This is a genomic window from Bacillus sp. FSL R5-0434 (assembly GCF_038004745.1).
Classification (GTDB): domain Bacteria; phylum Bacillota; class Bacilli; order Bacillales; family Bacillaceae; genus Bacillus; species Bacillus halotolerans.
Genome location: NZ_JBBORV010000001.1, coordinates 2067635 through 2084866, shown reverse-complemented (window position 1 = coordinate 2084866; position 17232 = coordinate 2067635). Strand labels below are relative to the sequence as shown.

Below are 17232 nucleotides of genomic sequence, written 5' to 3'. Positions count from 1 at the left end.
AGAAACACAGTAACCAATTGTAGTAGATAGATAAGGCGTTTGTAAATGATAAATCCATAATTGCTAGAATTTAGTGCAAGGAAGGTTTGATTGGTTTTAAGAGAGGAAAAAGAAAAGTAACCCGTTGCAAAAGGAGGAATATGAATGCCGATTGATTCATTGATTAAGAAATTGCGTTATGTCCAATTGGAATCCCCGGACAAAATTCTCTCATTATATCTCAACACAGATATGAGGGATCCAGAGCAGCAAGGGGGAGAATGGAAAATTGCCCTTAAGTCAGGGTTCGGCAGATTGAAAGAATATCTGGCAGCAAGTGACCCTGAGGAAGAAAAGTGTCTGAATGCAATCACGGACAAAATCTATCAGCACCTTAACGGAATAGGAAAAAACATGCCGCGCAGCCTCGTGTTTTTTGTTTCGAATAGCGGTATATGGGAAGCGATCAAGCTTCAAATTCCTGTTGAAACAAAATTTTACTGGGAAGAGACAGCTGTACTTGATCAGCTGGAGAATTTGCGCAAAACGTATCCAAGCACGGCTTTTATTTTAACGCAGCAAAATGAAGTGAAAATTATAGAAACCGTTTTAGGCAAAATTGAAGCGGTGGAACATTATGAATATGACGTAATCAATGAATCATGGGAGAGCAGCCAGTCTTCTAAAACCACATCGGCTTCATTAGAAGAGGAACAGCTGAAGAATCATGTAACGGAGAATCAAACGAGACTGTACAAGCGGCTGGCGGCCAACCTCGACCAAAAGGCCGCGGCAAAAAAATGGGAGCGGATGATCATTGCCGGTGATAAAGAAACGGCTGACATCCTCGATCAGCATATGAACAAACCCGTTCATTCGAAAATCCAAAAGAATTTGCTGAATGAAAATGAACATAAGGTTGTTGACCATTTAATGCAAGAGGCATAAACCAAAAGGCTGGTGCTATTAAAGCGCCGGCCTTCTGAAGTGTGTCTAATTTCTGACGAAGCCATCGAAAACGTTGACATCTCCGTTGAATTTGCATACGATTTGGATAGCCAGTACAAATTAGGAGAGGTCACCAAATGAATCAAACAGAAAATAAACCGAAAAATTATACTGGAATTGTCCTAACACTGACAGTTCTGATTAACGGTTTAATCGCAGTGCTGTTTTTTATGCCCAAATTAGATCAGTTCAGCCATGCGAATATTCACATTTTGCCAATGCTGAATGCGATATTCAACAGCTTTACGTTTATCTTCTTGTTGGCGGCACTGATTATGATTAAACAAAAAAACATTAAGGCGCATAAACGCTTTATCTTAGCTGCTTTTACGACAACATTATTGTTTTTGATTTGCTATGTCACATACCATTCGATTGCGGAGAATACGCTGTATGGCGGAGAAGGTATTATGCGTCCGATTTACTTCTTTATTTTAATTACGCATATCTGCCTTTCTGCAATCATCGTGCCGCTTGCGCTGTTTACGCTGATCAGAGGCTTCAGCATGCAGGTTGAGCGCCATAAAAAAATTGCCAGATGGACAATGCCGCTTTGGCTGTATGTCAGCCTTACAGGCGTTATTGTATACTTGATGATATCACCGTATTATTAAAAGCCATACTTTGTATGGCTTTTTTGAGGTTTGTAAACATAACAAAAGCCCAAATATCGTTTTGGGCTTTGTCAGTAAATTGACAGGCTCCTTTAATGAGCCGTTGATTCCATGGTTTCAAGTGTTGCAACTTGTAAAGATTTTTCAACAGTTTTCGTTTTTTCTTTTACTTTTTCCGCGTACGTGTAATCACCGTAGCAATACGGATAACGGAAATTGTTTTCATTTCCTCCGCAAGTATAAAGCCCGGGATTTTTTTCGACTTGCTGCTCGGAGTATTGTTTTGCCAATTCCTCAGTATGCGTTCCTCCATGTTCAGCTACAAAATCAATATAACCTGCCCCCATGTTGTAGCTTTGAATAATCGTATCCAAATCCACACCTTTTTCTTTACCGGTTTTGTACATGAGGGTAAATTGCTTGATGCCTTGTTTAATACTGAGTTGAGGGTCTGTTATCTCATTACGCTTTAACCCTAGAGATTCAGAGGACTGCATCGGATCATTGCCTTTTCCTTTTGACTCCTGATACATCATGCCGAGTATCAGCGATGTGTAATTGGAGAGTCCCCGATTTTCAAGCTCGTCCTCAACCAGCGGTTTATAATCAGTTAAACGTTCGAGGACAATTGTTTTCGTGTCAATCGGAAGTTTTTTGATTAAATCGCGGTTGAACAAAAGCAGGACCAATAAAAAAGAGGCCATGACAAAGACAGAAATCATCATAAAACCCGCAGCAGCGAAACAGCCTTTTCTCTTTTTCTTCACTGTGTTTCACCCTCAATGTTTGCAGCAGTATGACTTTTTCATTATGACATAGAACGTATACCAGACCAAGTGAAAACCTGATTTGAAACATAAATTTAAACTATGAGATTAAATTGGAACAAGAAGAGACAGGTTTGCATGAAAGGTCATTTGTTATAAGATAAAACTATGAAATAAGAAAGGTGAGACACATGACTGAATTTCGAGAAACGGACCGTGCGAATGAAACGGTGACCGATTTGGACGAAGAAACTTTATTTCTAGTCGCACAAACCTTCAAAGCGCTTTCTGATCCTACGAGAATCAGAATTCTCCATTTGCTTTCTCAGGGTGAACATGCTGTGAACGGAATCGCGGAGAAACTGAATTTACTGCAATCAACAGTATCCCATCAGCTCAGGTTTTTAAAAAATCTCCGGCTTGTGAAATCGCGCAGAGAAGGAACATCAATCTACTATTCTCCCGAGGATGAGCATGTTTTAGATGTGCTTCAGCAAATGATCCATCATACAAGACACGATTAAAAAAGACATCCTTGCTGCCGCATGTCGCGATTAAGCAAGGATGTCTTTTTCTTTACTGTGCCCATTTTGTTCCAGTCCGTTTCTGCTGATTTTGATTACAATAGAGGAAAAACCGATATAATAGACGGCGATCAGAAAACAGACGCCAATCGTGAAAGGATCAGTACCGATAGACTGGCTGTAAGATCCCAGGCTGTGTAAATCAGGCGCGGCAAGGTACAGCTCTGTTACACGATAAAGAAATCTCGATAGAAATAGGGTTAGCAGAATAAGCTCTACCCAAATATGAGTCCGAAAATAAATTTTTCCTCTGCGTTTTTCAAAGGAGAGATTTTTCCTGGCGAAAAAAACCAGCAGACATCCGCCGAGAATGCCGATAATGAAATATCCGTATAAAAAAGGATGAATGAGACTGAAGATGGTGAGACCGAATGCAAACATTGAAAAAAGAATCATACGAGTAAAAAGCCAGCGAGGCTTCAGCGGCTGATATCCGATGGATCGCTTGATTTTTTTATACAGAAAAAAGACGATAATCACGACAGGATAAACGCTTTGAAGTGTAAGATGCATGATGTGATATCCCCTCCGTTGAGAAGTGTATGCTTATCCGTTTTGAAATAGTAGTCTAAATAAACAATGCCCATAAAAAAAGAAGGGGAGGCCCCTGTTTTCATAACATATGCACGATGCCTTTAGGCTGCATAATAGATATGCCCAAGCCTCATAAAATGGTATGATAATATTGGAAAATAAAAGCAGGAGACAAGGTGCGAAAAATGAAACTGGAACGTATGTTAGCGATGGTGATGTTATTAATCAGCAAAAAACAAGTGCAGGCTGCTGAGCTAGCTGATTTGTTTGAAGTATCAGTCAGAACGGTTTACCGAGATATTGATACGATCAGCAGAGCGGGCATTCCGATTGTAACCTCACAAGGCGCCGGGGGCGGGATCAGTGTGATGGAAACGTATCGGCTTGAAAGAGAGTGGCTGAAAGAAGAGGAGCTATTTGCTATTGCTTCCGCTTTGCAGAGCGTCTCATCGATGTATGAACCCGCTTCTCACAGCGCGGCTTATCAAAAAATAAAACATCTCATACCTGACCAGGCCGCAGAGGCATTTAAGCGAGAAACGGAAAAATGGTTTATTGACATGACGGCATGGGGACAAACAGAGGACCAAAAGGCGCTTCGAGAAAACATCAGTGATGCAATCGATCGGTCGTCAACCATATCATTTACATATACAAATGCAAACGGGGAAACACTTCTCCGTGAAACAGAGCCTTACACGTTGGTGTGCAAGACAGGCCGCTGGTATTTATACGCCTACTGTCTGGTTAGAAACGATTTCCGTTTTTTTAAATTAAGCCGGATGAAAGATCTGACTGTTTTACATCAATCATTTAAGAGAAAAGACATACAGCTGGAGACTCTGCCTTGGGATGCGAATTGGTATCGAAAGGATCGTTTAACTGAACTGGTCATTCTTGTCCAGCCCGGTGCGCATCAGCGTATAAGTGAATGGTTTGGAAATGATGTCCTTCAATTGGATGAAAATAAAGCCTGCCGAGCGGTGATATCTCTGCCTGAGGATCAATGGCTGATCGGTTTCTTGCTGCAATTTGGCAAGGATATTGAGGTCCTGGAACCCCTTCATATCCGGGAAAAGGTAAAAGATACGATTTTTCATATGCAAAAAATATATGAAACCTGACACAATGCTGTCAGGTTTCTTCTTTTATAATCTAGGTAAAAAGGAGGTATCATATGAGCTATTCACATATGACACATTTAGAACAAAAGCGCTTTTCAGGGCTGTCACAGAGAACAAGCAATGCATTGGAAATGACGGAAAAAAGACAAATCCCGCTCTTATGGAATCGATTTTGGCAGCAGGATACGAGCATGTTACTCCCGCCTAATAAAAAGGATCAGAGCATTATCGCTTTATACTCTCATTACGAACAGCAGGAGAATGGGTTTTACACATTTTCTGTCGGCGCTTTTACCGAGCATAGCGACATGCTTCCGGAACCTTATGAGGATATATATTTACCGGCTTCCGCTTATGCTGTTTTCACTTCAAGAATCGGTCCTATTGAAGACATTGTACTCGACACATGGAAGGAAATCTGGTCTTGGGATAAGCGCCATTTGCGTACGTTTTCAGGAGACTTTGAGCAGTATGATCAAAGTGCGCTTTCACCGCAGCGGGCGCAGGTTAAAATATTTGTCGCCATAAACTTGGTATAACACTCTTGAAAAACTAATGGTATTAGTTAATAATAAAACTAACACCATTAGTTTTTTATTCAGGAGGAGTTATCATATGAGAATGATTCAGAATCAAACTGTGCGGCAGCTGACGTTTTATCCGACATTATTTCCGGTCAATTGTTATCTTGTAGAGGAAGAAAATGAAGTAACCTTAGTTGATACTGGTCTTCCGAACAGCTATAAAGGGATTATCCAAGCAGTGAATCAGCTGGGAAAACCGTTACAACACATTTTACTGACTCATGCGCACGGTGATCATGTCGGTTCGCTGGATGCACTGTCCCAAGCCTTTCCTCATGCATAGGTTGTCATATCCGAGCGTGATTCATTTTTGTTAAAAGGTGATGTTTCTTTGCGGAAAGAGGAACCGCAGACGCCTATAAAAGGAGGAATTCCAAAAAATATCAAAACAAAGCCTGACGTTTTGCTGGCGGGGGGCGAAACAATTGGTTCTCTCCTTGCGATTTCAACCCCAGGTCATACCCCGGGAAGCATGTCGTTTCTGGACACAAGAAACGGAATTGTAATAGCTGGGGATGCATTTCAACTACGCGGGGGAATAGCTGTCTCCGGCCAGATGAGATGGACATTTCCTTTTCCTGCCTTCGCCACTTGGAATAAGGAGGCTGCTGTAAGAAGCGCGGAATGGCTTGTTGACAAGGCGCCGAGCTGTCTCGCGGTCGGACATGGGAATTTCCTTGCTTCACCAGAACAATTGATGAAATTAGCAATTCAAAAAGCAAAGAAGGGGGTCTGACCATGTCACCGAGAGCAGGATTACATCAAAAGATGATTATAGAGGCGGCGGCAGAGATTGCTGATCAGGAAGGAATAAACGGCGTGACACTAGCCGCACTCTCTAAAAAAATGAATGTACGGCCCCCGTCTCTGTATAATCACATAAGCGGGCTGCAGGGAATCAGAACAGAGCTTGCCGTTAGCGGTTTGACAAGGCTTTTTGATCAGATGGCTGATTCCGTCAAAGAACAGAAGGGGGAGTCCGCCTTGCTATCTTTAGGCGATGCATATGTTGGGTTTGCAGTTGAAAATCCGGGTTATTATGAAGCGACTTTGCTTAAAATTCAAGATGAAAGAGCTGAAAGCCTGTCAAACCAGATTGTCCGGCTTGTCACGAAACTGCTAATTGACAGCGGTTATGCAAACGAACAGACTGTAATCCATGCAACAAGAGGGCTACGAAGCTTACTGCACGGATTCGCAACTTTAATCGGAAAAGAAGCGTTTGAATTAAAGGAAGATATTTCAGACAGCTTAGCATTTTCAATTCGATTATTTCTATCGGGTCTGTCAACAAACAATAAAAGTATTATGTAAACTAAATAATATATGTCTTATATTTCTGAATATTGTATAATATATCATGCAGTATATATAAGGGAGAGGCAAGAGGCGATGCATGATTTTTACAAAATTGAGCAATTAGCGGCAGCATCATGGCCGTCTTATATTCAAAAAAGAATGGGGAAATGGCTTCTTAGAGCGAATTTTGGCGTAACCAAACGGGCGAACAGCGTATGGACATCGGCGGACATGCCAGAAGGAGATTACCAAAAAGAGATCGAGCATTTCTATAAAAGTTTAGGCCTGCCCGTTTGTGTTCAAATCAGTGACGCATCTCCGGAAGGACTGGATGATGCGCTGGCAGACAGCGGATATGAAAAGATTGATGAATGTTTTCGAATGACAGCAACATGCTGCGATATTTTAGATCGTACTTTTGACAACAGCCGATTTACATATAAGTGGGAGCAGGAGTCATCGTCTTCATGGATTGATGATTTTATCCGATTGGAAGAATTTTCAGCCGAACGGCATTGCGGCTATGCAAGCATTTTCAAACGAATGCAGCCGTGTAAAACCTTTTTCACTATGTATGACCAAGGCAGCCTGACAGCAGTGGGCACGGCTTCCGTTATCGATGGCTATGGCGGACTCAGCAACGTTGTAGTAGCAAAGGAACATAGAGGGAAAGGGGCAGGGACCCAAGTCATCAGGGCTCTGACTGAATGGTCAATGAACAATGGAGCCAAGTATATGTACTTGCAAGTGATGAAAGAAAACTCAGCCGCCGTTTCTTTGTATGAAAAAATCGGGTTCTTGCCTATATCGGAACACCATTACCGGATCAAAAAGGAGGATGGCTGATGAATTCGCTTCAAGAGATTATCTGTGAAAAACGGACATATACACGCCTTTATTCCTCACATAAGCACGCATACAGCCAATTTCTTTTTCCCCTTGAAGGGAATATCGATCTTGAAACAGAGGATCGGCAGGTCAAATTAAAGCCGGATCAATTTTTATATATTCCGCCAGAGTGCGAGCATCGGTTCCGCTCTATTGGCAGAAATGAATGTCTTGTGCTGGATGTGCCGCTTCAGGCGATGAAAATTGAGGAGCATCATGCAGCCGCAGGGATTGAAGCTGCAATCGATCCTTTTTGGTCTTCGATCAGGCACTTATTAATAGAGGAAGCAAACACACGCTCAGCGCACACGCTCCATTTGCTTGTTCAATACATAAAAGAAAAACTGCAAACCCATACTCATGCGTCAATCGCATACATCCATAGTCATTTGTCTGAGCCGCTGACAATACAAAAGCTGGCGAAAATTGAACATTATCACCCAGCTTACTATTCAAGCTGGTTTAAGAAACAGACCGGTAAGTCCCCTAAAGCCTATATAGCTGACCTCCGTCTTGAGGAAGCGAAACGGATGCTGATTGAGAAAAATGTTGCGCTGACTGTCGTGAGTCAAGCGCTCGGCTTTCAAAACCTTTCTTCTTTTACAAGATGGTTTGCAAAAAGTACAGGTGTATCACCCCGAATATACCGGAACACCTTTCATTCGGATAAAAAAATATGAGCTTTTGGTTAAACATTTAGCAGGTGTCTCTTTTAAAATAGTAAGAAAAAGGAGATATAATGATGGCTGTAATTGAAGATTTTGAAAAACTGGATATCAGAACTGGCACCATTATTAAAGCGGAAGAGTTCCCTGAAGCAAGAGTCCCGGCGATTAAATTGTTCATTGATTTTGGAGAAGATATCGGCATTAAACAATCAAGCGCGCAAATCACAAAGCGCTATTGCCCAGAAGAACTGACCAGCACACAAATTATCGCTGTCGTGAACTTCCCGCCGCGCCGAATCGCAGGTTTTAAATCCGAAGTCTTAGTCCTCGGCGGCATTCCCGGCCAAGGCGATGTCGTCCTGCTTCAGCCTGAACAGCCATTACCAAACGGAACAAAAATCGGATAACACAAAAAAGACGTTTGCCTAAGAGGCAAACGTCTTTGCGTATTGAGGCGATGCACCACACGCCACATTCGTGTGTGCCGCAAAGGGCATGTACATCGGCTTACACAATTCAGCTCATCGCTATATGAATATAGCATGGCGGGTGAGGAAATGCAAGGAGTACTTTGTTATTGTAATTGAAAACGTAATAAAACTTGTCTTATTTTGTATGATGTTGTCGAAAGTAAGCGAAAACACAAAATTCAATCGTAATATTGTTAAATTGTATGACGATATTAAGCTGGTGTTTTATTGTCCAAACTCAGAAAATTGACTTAACTGTGACCCGTACTGTGACCTGATTATGACCTGAAACACCGTTTTGTGGATGTGAATAAATGCTGTTAAATCAATAAAAACATACTAAATAATAAGGTGAATACAGGGGAGTAATGTGACCTGGATTTTTAATTCAGGTCTTTTTTATGCACAAAAAAATGCCTATTATCTCTAGATAGGCATTAAATATTATTATCAATATCTTCATTTATTTTTTTGGCTAAGTTTCTGAACCTTCTTTTTAACATTTGAAACAGCTCTTTTTTGAATTTCATCAAAGTTCTCCTGAATATAGTCCATGATACTTCTTATTAGAACTTCACTTTCATAATTGAATATCTCATTTATTTCTGACTGTTCTTCATCTGTCAGGTGATGGTACTGAAGTTGTTTAGCATTTACTTCAGCAGCTACATCAATCCTCACTTTAGTTGTTCTGGTTGTACAATTTCATATTCACCTTCTGCATACTCTTGCTCCGCATAATGGCCTCCCCATTGACAGAGCTCCTGCAAGATAGGTTTAAGAGATTCTCCAAGTTCAGTGGATGAATATTCAACCTTCGGGGGTACTTGATTATACATCTTTCTGCTCACAAGTCCACTGGCTTCAAGCTCTCTAAGTGTTTGAATCAGCATTTTCTGAGTTATATTTGGGATAATGCGCTTTAATTCACTCGTTCTCTTTGGTCCATTCATTAAAAAGTATAATACAAGACCTTTCCATTTTCCGCCAATAACTTCCTTTGTCACTTCAAACCCACAACTAAATTTTTTCATGTCTAAAGCTCTCCATTCCACATTTATTACTTTTTGGTTACTATATCACAAAAAAGTGGGTACTTCCGATAATGTGCTTACTGAAGGATACTATATCTTGTAAGTTGTTCTTCAAGTACTTAAAGGTACTAGACATAAAATAAAATTAATTCTAAAGGAGTGTTAAGTATGGGTAAATTTGAAGGTAAAATAGCGCTTGTAACGGGTGGAACAAGTGGGATTGGTCTTGCTACAGCACAAAAGTTTGTAAACGAAGGTGCATATGTTTATATCACAGGACGTAGACAAAACGAACTTGATAAAGCTGTTAACCAAATTGGCAAGAACGTAACCGGTGTTCAAGGTGATATTTCTAAGCTTGAAGACTTAGACAAACTATATGACATTATAAAGCAGGAAAAAGGTAAGTTGGACATTCTTTTTGCTAATGCAGGCACCGGCAACTTCCTTCCATTAGGTGAAATTACTGAAGAGCAGGTTGATAGAACGTTCGACATTAACGTTAAAGGAACCATCTTTACTGTTCAAAAAGCGTTATCACTATTCCCGGACAAAGTAGGTTCTATTATTGTAACGGGCTCTACTGCTGGATCAATTGGCAACCCAGCGTTTAGTGTATATGGAGCATCTAAAGCAGCATTAAGAGCACTAGTTCGCAACTGGATTCTTGACCTAAAAGGTACTGAAATCCGTGTAAATGTGGTTAGTCCAGGAGTTATTCTTACACCTGCATACGATGAGCTTTTTGGTGATGCACTTGAAGGAGCAATGGAAAATACCAGAAATACTGTTCCAGTTGGAAAAGTTGGGACACCTGAAGAAGTAGCAAACGCTGTATCTTTCCTTGCTTCAGACGAAAGCAGTTACTTGACGGGTGTTGAATTGTTCGTAGATGGCGGGCTAGCACAGGTATAATTTCACTGCGCAGAGAAGGGGTACTTTGGATACTTCTATAATTCACAGGAGGGCTATAAATGACTAATCAATTAGAAGAAAAGGTTGAACTTCTTGAACAAGAAATTGAAGAGCTTAAATGGCAAATCTTAAAGCTTAGTAATGCAAAACTGAATGATCCAAGATACCCTTATTCCAATTGGTTAATTCAACATAATATTTATAGTGAGAAAAGAAGAGAATTGGAATATATCTTATCAGTCTTAAATGATCGTGTTCTAAATAGTCCTCAGCCACCAGAACAGTATCGAAAAGAGGTTGAAGGCATTTCAAGTCAGGAGTTACATAATGAGAAAGTCCCTGACTTTGCAGAAGTGCGTGATATCTTATCTAAAGTTCTTGGAATTAAAGAAAAGAAAGTGATAGCGCTTCTTAATGCTCTAAAAGATGAAGGTAAATTTAAGGATTTAAGCGAGAAACTTTTAGATGAAGTTTATTAAAAACTAGACTCCCTTTAACTGGGGGTCTTTTTTATGCAGTGTGTTAAAATATGGATGGGTATTCTTGTTATCACAAGGGAAGAGAGGGGCGTTAAAGGGTCGGAACATTCTTCCGAACCTAGTGTGCTGCTATCCACTCTATATATTGTGTGACTTCTTATAAGCATGTCATTATAATTGTCTTTAGTACGTTTTCCCTTGTGTTCACTTAAAAAGGTGAGCAGAATGACAAAAGTTAAAAAAGATGAGAAATCAGGAACATATTATTTTGTGTATTCAGGTGGAACACATCCAATAACAAAAAAGAGGATCCAGCGTAAAAGAAAAGGGATTAAGACTTATAAAGAAGCTCAAGAGGTACTTAGACAGGTAATTCTTGAGGTTGAAGAAGAAAAGAACTACTTACCTGAGATACCTGAATCATTTGGAACGTATGCTGAATCCTGGTTAGAATCAAAAAGAGTGAAGCTTAGACCAAGTACATTTAACAACTATAGAGAGATACTTCAATACAATGTTCTTTCTTATTTATCGGTATACAAATTCGATGAGATCACAGAGGATGTATTGCAGCAACACATAAATACACTCCTCTTTGAACGAAAAGTATCTGCTGACACAGTAAGAAGAGCAGTACAGGTAACCAGGAGTATATTCAAAAAGGCATCACGAAGAAGAAAAATTGATATGGCCATCTTTGATGAATTGAACTTACCAAGAGAAAAGAGCATAGTGGAGACTTGGACTCCTGAAGAAATAAAACGTTTCCTGGATACTTCAAAACTTAAACGCCCATCAAGACATTACATTGCTTATGAAATATCCATTAAGACTGGTTTGAGAATGGGTGAGGTACTGGGGTTAGAGTGGAAGAGTATTAATTGGGAAAAACGGTACATCACAATACGCCAAACACTATGCAGAGTAGATGATAAAGGTAACTATGGGTTAGAGCCAGAAGTTAAAAAAGTTAATTCATACAGAAATGTTAATATACCTGAGTCATTATGTGAAAAAGGTTGGTTGAAAGGGACAAGAAAGAAGCAGGAGCAAAATACAATGATCTAGACTTAGTGGTATGTACGAAAATGGGGGATTGGTTGCCGCCTTGTAATTGGAGAAGGGGATTTCACTCAATACGCAAACAGCTAGGATTACCAAAGATTAAACCTCATGCATTAAGACACACACATGCTACTTATCTAATCAGTATTGGTGTGAGTCCAAAAATAGTACAAGAGAGGTTAGGACATTCAGATATTAAGCAAACATTAGGAACATACAGTCACGCTCTTCCATCAATGCAATTAGAAGCAGTGGATAAGATGGATTTATTGTTAAAATCGTGACCTCACCTGTGATCTGAAGGAAATAAAAAAGCGATGAGCTACACTGTGTAAGGCTTTGTAGTACCTCTTTTAACACGCCACATTCGTGTGTGCCGCAAAGGGCATGTACATCGGCTTACACAGTTCAGCTCATCGCTATATGAATATAGCATGACGGATGAGGAAATGCAAGGAGTACTTTGTTATTTTATGTTTGAATTTGCTGTGAAAATATGAAATGAAGAGAAATAGGGGAGATTACTGTACATTGATTAGTCTGTATTGGATGATTTGAAACCGGTAAAAGTCATGTTATGACCTGAGTGTGACCCCAACTGTGACCCGAAGTATACATTTAAGAGTTGTCATAAACGTAGTTAAATCAACGAAAACGTACTAAATATCAAAGCGAATAGAAGGAACCAGTATGACCTAGACTTTTTGATCTGGGTCTTTCTTTATTGCACAAAAAAATGCCTAGGAACTCTCAATAGGCATTAAATGTTAGTATCGATATCTTCATTTTTTTTGGCTTAGTTTCTGAATCTTCTTTTTAACATAAAAGACCTAGGGTACTGCCAACACCCCGGCTCTGTACAAAAAGCTGCCCATCAAAGGGCTTGCCCGATGTGGTTTCTTGGTAGACCTATCCCTTTAGGTTCTGAGGCTCAAGGGAGGTCTATTTTTTATTTATATACGTCAACAGGGCGATTATAAACGACGCGAATGCAAGACATTATCATTAATGCCTGGAATATTGACATAGCATTACCCCCTTTCATTAGGGGATGAGCAAGACTCCCTTGAGTGAGCAAACTTTACAGGAATATATTGTCTATAAAAATTCAATTTAAATATGGAAACAATACAAGAATACAAGTTGGATGTTGCTTTGTTTATTGGTCATTTTTTCTTGTAAATACTTTTCATGTTCTTTCTCTAGAATAAAGTTCCGAGTTTTTTGTGACTAATGGTAGCGGGAAATTAAAAAAGAACCTGGTGAAATAGCCCAGGTTCTTTTTATATTGCACAAAAATAGACACGGTGATATAATCAGACTACGTGTGCTTTCTTTGTAAAAAGTTATAGATATCCATCTTATATTTTTATTATATCATGCTGGAAAGCTCTTTGTCAATTATTATTTTTAAAGGGGAGATGTAGAATGAGTTCTTTGGTTCTTGGTTTTCACGAAATTGAAAAAACACAGCATTTGCTTGTTGGAGGAAAAGGGTTAAATTTAGGGGAATTATCAAAAATTCAAGGTCTGCATGTACCAGAAGGATTTTGTGTCACAACAGTAGGATATCAAAAAGCCGTCGAACAAAACGAAACGTTACAAGTGTTGTTGGATCAATTGGCCATGATAAAAGTTGAGGATCGAGATCAAATTGGTAAAATCAGCAGAAAGATTCGACAAATCATTATGGAAGTAGAAATTCCTTCCGATGTTGTGAAAGCAGTTGCTCACTATCTCTCCCAATTTGGCGAGGAACATGCCTATGCTGTGCGTTCGAGTGCGACTGCTGAAGATTTACCACATGCTTCTTTTGCCGGTCAGCAAGATACCTATTTAAATATTATCGGCAAAGAAGCGATCTTGCTGCATATCAGCAAATGCTGGGCTTCCCTATTTACGGATCGCGCGGTAATCTACCGCATGCAAAATGGATTCGACCATACCCAAGTTTATTTATCCGTTATCATTCAAAGGATGGTTTTCCCACAGACTTCGGGGATTTTATTTACCGCTGATCCAATCACTTCCAACAGAAAGGTGTTATCCATCGATGCCGGTTTTGGACTTGGTGAAGCACTGGTCTCTGGCTTGGTATCTGCCGATTGTTATAAAGTACAGGATGAGCAAATCGTCGATAAGATGATAGCAACCAAAAAATTGGCTATCTATGGACGAAAAGAAGGAGGAACAGAAACACAGCAAATCGATCCTAATCAGCAAAAGACTCAAACACTGACTGATGAACAAATTTTACAACTGGCACGCATCGGGAGACAGATCGAAGCCCACTTTGGTTGCCCGCAAGATATCGAATGGTGTTTGGTTGACGATACTTTTTATATTGTCCAGAGTCGACCAATCACAACTTTATACCCCATCCCTGAAGCGAGTGATCAAGAATATCACGTCTATATCTCTGTTGGTCATCAACAAATGATGACGGATCCCATAAAACCACTGGGATTGTCTTTTTTTCTGTTGACGACTTCTGCACCCATGCATAAAGCTGGTGGAAGGTTATTTGTTGATGTCACACATAATCTGGCATCACCTGACAGCAGAGAATTTTTATTAAATGGCATGGGACAACACGATCCGCTCTTAAAAGACGCACTTATGACCACAATTGAGCGACGAGATTTCATTAAGTCGATACCAAATGATAAAACAGCAACGATTCCCAACCGAAGTAACAATACAGATATGCTGGCACAATTCGAGAACGATCCAACAATCGTTTCTGATTTGATTAAGCGTAGTCAAACATCGATAGAAGAGTTAAAACAAAACATCCAAACGAAATCCGGATCGGATTTGTTTGATTTTATTCTCGAAGATATCCAGCAATTAAAGAAGATCTTATTTGACCCACAAAGTTCGGCTGTGTTTATGGCTGCTATAAATGCTACATCATGGATTAACGAAAAAATGAACGAGTGGTTAGGCGAAAAAAACGCAGCAGATACGCTTTCTCAATCTGTACCTCATAATATTACTTCAGAAATGGGTCTTGCGCTATTGGACGTCGCAGACGTGATACGTCCTTATCCAGAAGTAATTGCTTATTTACAGCATGTAAAAAATGATCACTTTTTGGATGAGCTGGTTGAGTTTGAAAATGGACAGAAAATCCAAGACGCTATTTATGCTTATCTCAACAAATACGGAATGCGATGTGCCGGAGAAATTGATATTACAAGAACTCGATGGAGCGAAAAACCAACTACACTCGTCCCAATGATTCTTAATAATATCAAAAACTTTGAGCCTAATGCCAGCCAACGGAAATTTGAGCAAGGGCGACAGGAGGCTTTGAAGAAAGAACAAGAGTTATTAGATCGATTGAAACAATTACCGGATGGTGAACAAAAAGCCAAAGAAACCAAACGAATGATCGACATAATCCGAAATTTCATCGGTTATCGGGAATATCCAAAATACGGCATGGTTAATCGCTACTTCGTTTATAAGCAGGCTTTACTGAAAGAAGCCGAACAACTCGTAAAAGTGGGCGTTATTCATGAAAAAGAAGATATATACTATCTCACTTTTGAAGAACTTCACGAAGTCGTACGCACAAATAAACTGGATTACCAAATCATAAGCAAACGAAAAGACGAGTATAAATTATATGAAAAACTATCTCCACCACGTGTTATCACGTCTGATGGTGAAATCATTACAGGCGAGTACAAACGAGAAAATCTCCCAGCCGGAGCGATTGTAGGTCTACCTGTTTCCTCCGGAGTTATAGAGGGGCGAGCACGTGTCATCTTAAACATGGAAGATGCTGATCTAGAAGCTGGAGATATATTAGTCACTTCCTTTACTGACCCTAGCTGGACACCTTTGTTTGTATCCATAAAAGGCCTAGTCACCGAAGTTGGTGGACTGATGACCCATGGAGCAGTAATAGCGCGTGAATATGGCTTACCTGCGGTTGTTGGAGTTGAAAATGCTACCAGACTAATCAAAGACGGGCAACGAATTCGTGTGAATGGAACAGAAGGGTACATTGAAATATTGTAATGGCTCATCAATTAAGATCTTGTCATAATGGACGGCCTTAAATGGATAAAAGAATGGTTATACTGTTCATTCTTTTATCTTCTTGAGCAGAGATAAGGACACTTAGTGAATGTTGAATATTTGATGGCTTGCTACACACATTGAGGCCTTAGCTATTCTTCGACAAGATTAGAGAATCGATGAAATATAAAAAAATGAAAAAAATAATACTCTAACAATAAGCAAAGCCGGATCCCCATAGAGTGGGGATCCGGCTTTTTTATGTAATAATTGCTTAGCGTGGGAAATCCGCATTGCAGGAAAGAAGATCCTGAAGACATGGTCAAAGCAATTCAAAGCAGCATGTGGAGAGAATTTGGCCAATGTGCACAGTAGGCATTGGAGATAACATGTTACTCAGTAAGCTTGCGCTTGACCTGGAGAGTAAGAAAACAAAGAGTGGTATTGCACGTTGGAGATATGAAGATGTACCAAATAAACTCTGGAAGGTTCACCCGTTGTCTAAAATGTGGGGAATAGGAGGGAGGATGGAAAGAAATCTGAATCGGATGGGAATATCAACTGTAGGTCAGTTGGCTAAATTTCCTTTAGAGCTGCTTGAAAAGAAGTTTGGAATAATGGGAAACCAGTTGTACTACCTCTCACGGAATTGATTTATCAGAAATAGGTGCTCCGTTGATGCAAGGTCAGATTAGTTTTGGTAAGAGTCAAATTTTAATGAGGGATTACACAAGAAAAGAAGAGATTAAGGCTGTTCTTCTGGAGATTTGTGAGGAAGTCGCAAGAAGGGCACGTGCACATAATAAAGTTGGTCGAACAATTAGCCTAGGAATTGGTTATAGTAAAGATGAGCTTGGCGGTGGTTTTCATCGATCCAAAACAATTGATCTACCCACAAATATCACAATGGACATTTATGAATGTTGCTTGATGCGCTTTTATAAGTTTTACTCGGGTAAAACAGTGAGTAATATCTCAGTCACGCTATCAAATATTGAGGGTGATGTTAATCAGCAGGTTAGTTTATTTGAAGTGGATAATAAAAAGAGAAGAAAGCTTGGATTCGTTATGGATGGAATTAGAAGCAAATACGGATCGAAAGCGATTCTGAGAGCAGTTTCTTATACACCTGCAGGGACAGCACTTCACAGAGCTAGGCTAACAGGTGGACATAAGAGTTAAAACCCT

General features: G+C 39.9%; 18 protein-coding genes and 3 pseudogenes. 16 read left to right on the top strand and 5 right to left on the bottom strand.

Going from position 1 to position 17232, the window contains the following annotated elements; genetic code table 11:
• The first annotated feature begins 144 nt into the window (after positions 1–144).
• Together NYE43_RS10425 and NYE43_RS10420 are read left to right on the top strand one after the other, a co-directional pair.
• Positions 145–927, top strand: a complete 783-nt coding sequence (locus NYE43_RS10425; RefSeq protein ID WP_024121709.1) for a VLRF1 family aeRF1-type release factor — start codon at positions 145–147, stop codon at positions 925–927.
• A gap of 137 nt (positions 928–1064) precedes the next feature.
• Entirely contained in the window at positions 1065–1601 is a 537-nt protein-coding gene (locus NYE43_RS10420; protein WP_003231280.1) for a DUF420 domain-containing protein, read from the top strand.
• 92 nt (positions 1602–1693) lie between these two features.
• Here the strand turns inward: NYE43_RS10420 and NYE43_RS10415 are convergent, their stop codons facing one another.
• A complete protein-coding gene (locus NYE43_RS10415; protein ID WP_024121708.1) occupies positions 1694–2368 on the bottom strand; it encodes a lysozyme family protein in 675 nt (224 codons plus the stop codon).
• A 191-nt stretch (positions 2369–2559) separates the two neighbouring features.
• On the opposite strand from NYE43_RS10415, the gene czrA reads away from it, so the two are divergent.
• The gene (czrA, locus tag NYE43_RS10410; RefSeq protein ID WP_024121707.1) at positions 2560–2892 is read left to right on the top strand and encodes a Zn(II)-responsive metalloregulatory transcriptional repressor CzrA; all 333 of its coding nucleotides are present in this window, start codon (positions 2560–2562) and stop codon (positions 2890–2892) included.
• A 30-nt stretch (positions 2893–2922) separates the two neighbouring features.
• Here the strand turns inward: czrA and csk22 are convergent, their stop codons facing one another.
• Complete coding sequence (gene csk22 / locus NYE43_RS10405; protein ID WP_095713089.1) at positions 2923–3465, bottom strand: mother cell-specific sporulation protein Csk22; 543 nt, start codon at positions 3463–3465, stop codon at positions 2923–2925.
• A 206-nt stretch (positions 3466–3671) separates the two neighbouring features.
• Between csk22 and NYE43_RS10400 the strand changes: the two genes are divergently transcribed.
• From NYE43_RS10400 to csaA, 7 genes and pseudogenes are all read left to right on the top strand, one after another.
• The gene (locus NYE43_RS10400) at positions 3672–4610 is read left to right on the top strand and encodes a helix-turn-helix transcriptional regulator (protein WP_101860565.1); all 939 of its coding nucleotides are present in this window, start codon (positions 3672–3674) and stop codon (positions 4608–4610) included.
• 53 nt (positions 4611–4663) lie between these two features.
• Complete coding sequence (locus NYE43_RS10395) at positions 4664–5149, top strand: GyrI-like domain-containing protein (protein ID WP_024121704.1); 486 nt, start codon at positions 4664–4666, stop codon at positions 5147–5149.
• Between the two features lie 76 nt (positions 5150–5225).
• A pseudogene (locus tag NYE43_RS10390) lies at positions 5226–5930 on the top strand (MBL fold metallo-hydrolase).
• Positions 5931–5932: 2 nt separating this feature from the next.
• The gene (locus NYE43_RS10385) at positions 5933–6508 is read left to right on the top strand and encodes a TetR/AcrR family transcriptional regulator (RefSeq protein WP_095713085.1); all 576 of its coding nucleotides are present in this window, start codon (positions 5933–5935) and stop codon (positions 6506–6508) included.
• 78 nt (positions 6509–6586) lie between these two features.
• The gene (locus tag NYE43_RS10380; protein WP_341061788.1) at positions 6587–7339 is read left to right on the top strand and encodes a GNAT family N-acetyltransferase; all 753 of its coding nucleotides are present in this window, start codon (positions 6587–6589) and stop codon (positions 7337–7339) included.
• On the top strand, positions 7339–8061 hold the full coding sequence (locus NYE43_RS10375; protein WP_101860568.1) for a helix-turn-helix domain-containing protein: 723 nt from the start codon (positions 7339–7341) through the stop codon (positions 8059–8061). Before NYE43_RS10380 ends, NYE43_RS10375 begins: the two co-directional genes overlap by 1 nt.
• A 62-nt stretch (positions 8062–8123) precedes the next feature.
• The gene (gene csaA / locus NYE43_RS10370) at positions 8124–8456 is read left to right on the top strand and encodes a chaperone CsaA (protein WP_095713082.1); all 333 of its coding nucleotides are present in this window, start codon (positions 8124–8126) and stop codon (positions 8454–8456) included.
• Positions 8457–8978: 522 nt separating this feature from the next.
• Here csaA and NYE43_RS10365 read toward each other — a convergent pair.
• Complete coding sequence (locus NYE43_RS10365; RefSeq protein WP_180948924.1) at positions 8979–9200, bottom strand: hypothetical protein; 222 nt, start codon at positions 9198–9200, stop codon at positions 8979–8981.
• A complete protein-coding gene (locus NYE43_RS10360) occupies positions 9197–9553 on the bottom strand; it encodes a winged helix-turn-helix transcriptional regulator (protein WP_024121697.1) in 357 nt (118 codons plus the stop codon). Before NYE43_RS10360 ends, NYE43_RS10365 begins: the two co-directional genes overlap by 4 nt.
• Positions 9554–9721: 168 nt before the next feature.
• Between NYE43_RS10360 and NYE43_RS10355 the strand changes: the two genes are divergently transcribed.
• From NYE43_RS10355 to NYE43_RS10340, 4 genes are all read left to right on the top strand, one after another.
• The gene (locus tag NYE43_RS10355; protein ID WP_268496561.1) at positions 9722–10468 is read left to right on the top strand and encodes an SDR family NAD(P)-dependent oxidoreductase; all 747 of its coding nucleotides are present in this window, start codon (positions 9722–9724) and stop codon (positions 10466–10468) included.
• A gap of 59 nt (positions 10469–10527) precedes the next feature.
• On the top strand, positions 10528–10947 hold the full coding sequence (locus NYE43_RS10350; protein WP_024121695.1) for a hypothetical protein: 420 nt from the start codon (positions 10528–10530) through the stop codon (positions 10945–10947).
• A 225-nt stretch (positions 10948–11172) separates the two neighbouring features.
• Entirely contained in the window at positions 11173–12015 is an 843-nt protein-coding gene (locus NYE43_RS10345) for a site-specific integrase (RefSeq protein ID WP_251191694.1), read from the top strand.
• Positions 12016–12035: 20 nt separating this feature from the next.
• Entirely contained in the window at positions 12036–12296 is a 261-nt protein-coding gene (locus NYE43_RS10340; protein ID WP_251191693.1) for a tyrosine-type recombinase/integrase, read from the top strand.
• A gap of 658 nt (positions 12297–12954) precedes the next feature.
• On the opposite strand, the pseudogene NYE43_RS10335 reads toward NYE43_RS10340, so the two are convergent.
• Positions 12955–13039, bottom strand: a pseudogene (locus NYE43_RS10335) (putative holin-like toxin).
• Between the two features lie 401 nt (positions 13040–13440).
• On the opposite strand from NYE43_RS10335, the gene ppsA reads away from it, so the two are divergent.
• Positions 13441–16044: a phosphoenolpyruvate synthase gene (gene ppsA, locus NYE43_RS10330; protein ID WP_268496560.1), complete on the top strand. Its 2604-nt coding sequence runs from the start codon at positions 13441–13443 to the stop codon at positions 16042–16044.
• Positions 16045–16344: 300 nt separating this feature from the next.
• A pseudogene (locus NYE43_RS10325) lies at positions 16345–17226 on the top strand (DinB/UmuC family translesion DNA polymerase); the annotation flags it as partial.
• Positions 17227–17232 lie beyond the last annotated feature (6 nt).